This is a genomic window from Bartonella sp. AD24XZML (assembly GCF_042196485.1).
Taxonomy (GTDB): Bacteria; Pseudomonadota; Alphaproteobacteria; order Rhizobiales; family Rhizobiaceae; genus Bartonella.
The window spans coordinates 1-2,443 of the sequence record NZ_JBHIQH010000005.1; the positions used below are offsets into that span (position 1 = coordinate 1).

At 46.8% G+C, this 2,443-nt stretch carries 3 protein-coding genes; all 3 read right to left on the reverse strand.

Features of this window, described 5'->3' with window-relative positions:
* On the reverse strand, positions 1–912 hold a 912-nt coding region (locus ACFIMX_RS00115; RefSeq protein WP_375693869.1), incomplete at its 3' end, for a portal protein.
* Positions 897–2,225 (reverse strand): PBSX family phage terminase large subunit, encoded by a 1,329-nt coding sequence (locus ACFIMX_RS00120; protein WP_375693870.1) that lies wholly within the window; start codon positions 2,223–2,225, stop codon positions 897–899. The genes ACFIMX_RS00115 and ACFIMX_RS00120, both read right to left, overlap by 16 nt.
* Positions 2,206–2,443: hypothetical protein (locus tag ACFIMX_RS00125; RefSeq protein WP_375693871.1), on the reverse strand; the 238-nt coding region annotated here is incomplete at its 5' end. The genes ACFIMX_RS00120 and ACFIMX_RS00125, both read right to left, overlap by 20 nt.

Below are 2,443 nucleotides of genomic sequence, written 5' to 3' on the forward strand. Positions count from 1 at the left end.
TTGAATATCGGGCATCATGCACTGTAATTGCTTAAATTCCTCTTCGCTATAATCACGCAATTCACCCGTTTCTAAATCGGGAGCCTTGTAATATCGCTCGCTTTCAAACCAACGGCATTCAACAAGTGTGACCATCCGACGACCGTTTTCAACATCAATGCCCTTCTCATCATCGTAAGCTTCAAGATCATTATGATGAATGCCTTCATAAGCAGCCCCATCACGCACCCAATCCGCACTCAGTTCACTCCAATGGGCTTTGGGAAACATCTGCTTGGCTACGTCTAAGGGCTTGCGGTCTACATACCACATGCGTTGTGCATCCGTTAAATTCGGTTGCACTGCCGCGCTATCCCAAACCATCTTTAGAGGGTCTAAACGCGTAATGACCGGTTCACCATCAAGGCTGTTCTCATAATCAAGCCGCGTATCAGTCCACCCCATNCTGTTCTCATAATCAAGCCGCGTATCAGTCCACCCCATACCGCAGATGACAGCATCTTGGAACGCATCACTATCCGCGTATTCCGCATGTGCTACATCTCTAAACCATTCTGCAGCTCCCGTAAGCAATTCACTGGGCAATGCCTTGCCTATTTGACGGGGGATAAATTGCACTTCTCGCTTATTATTTCTTTCTGAACCCACAACGGCATTAACCAGTGGTGCAATGCGATTAAAGGTCATAACGGGGCGGCGTTGTTCTTTTAAAGCCGCTAAATCTTGATCATTCCACTGATCACCATTGTAAAATTGAAAATCCTCTCTTGCATGTTCACGCCATTTGTTTACATGCTCCACATCTTCTTTGTACCACCCAACAAGCTTGCGAAACAAACCTTCTGTCGACAGATCTGATGCGTTACTTTCTTGCTCTAAATGCTCTTCATCATCCATCATTCTGCCATCCATGACGTGCTCTCATAAGCTTCTCTACCGCTATAAGCTTGTCTCTTGTATTTCTGCACCGGCTGTTCATACCCCACACACATCAATCCAAAAGCATCCGCCCCATGACTGGACCAATCATGCTCGGCGCCTAAACCAATATTACGCTTCTCATCCCACTTCTCGTGATACCAATTGAGTGCCTTACGCCCCGCTACTGTCGTCTCCTCATTAAACCAAACTGAAGGCAAAATCCGTCGCACTGCCTCGATACGCATCTTAACCGCCCCTGCTCCCTGATTGGGAACAACCTGTGTTTCAAAGCCCGCATCATTTAAAGCGCTCTCAAAACTCACATTGTGCACACGGTCTCTGGTCGCACCATCATGGGGGAGAACCATCAGTGCCTTCTCATAGCCATTTTGACGCAACCAACCGATATGTTCCGATAATGGCTGCCCTTGTGCTTCATAATAATCAAGCACTCTGATCTCTCTGCCTACAAATTGCGCTATCCATATCGCTGTCGCATCTGCCTTAGCACCCGTACCCCCAATATCCCAAAAAGCCCGTATCTGCATTAAAGGATCACGCGCAACACGTCCTATCCGTCCCTCTTGCTCGGCTGCCAACATCTCTTTCTGATAGTAAGCGCCTTGAACCGCTGTAAGATAAGCCCCCTCCCATATATGCTTATAAGTTTCTGGACGGTTTCTCAGATCATCAAGCCGCGCTTCATTCAAGATCTTGGGAAACTTCGGATTGTCTGACCAATTGATCTCTACACGCTTAATGGCTTCATTATCTGAAAAACGAAACCGCCTTTCAACCGGTGCATTGTCTCGCAACGGGTTCCATGTCACCCATAACTCTGCTCTCCATCCCTCGCCTTCTTCACGCAACGTTGGAATAAGTGTCTGCCAAGCTGTCTCTGTCACCGGCTCTGCCTCATCAACCCAACAAAGCAAAATACGCCCCATGGATTTAATACTGGCTATATTGCGGTCCAGACCAGAAAACTGAAAGGCTATACGACCATCATTTGATTTAATCGAAGCCTCTCCAACTTTATAATAGTCTCTTAAAAAATCATGGGCTTCAATGGCGCGCTTAATCTCTTCTAAAGAACTCTCTGCCAAAGAATTTTGAAACTGACGTGCACAAAGAATGGTCCCCGATATCCCTCCCATACCAAATTGATAGCCTTTTAAAGCCGCCATCAAGGCAAATGATCTTGTTTTACCAGACCCTCGCCCACCCCAAGCCGCGCGTACCAAAGCGTCTCCTGTAAAAATAGGAATGAGTTTTGGTACAATCTTAATCTGTCTTATCGTCATTCACTGTTAAAGGGGCAATTTCTACACGCCCTATGATCTTAATGGCGCCCCCATCTTCCCCTGTTACCTGTAAAGGCAACACCTTCCCAAGCAACGCTAAATAAGCCGCTGGGCATGCCATCGCCTGCTTTTCGAGATAAGAAATCAGCCCTTCCTTGCCATACTTATTGCCTGCCAATTCAGCAGCTTTAAGAATAGCCTCTTTCAAAATACGTGTA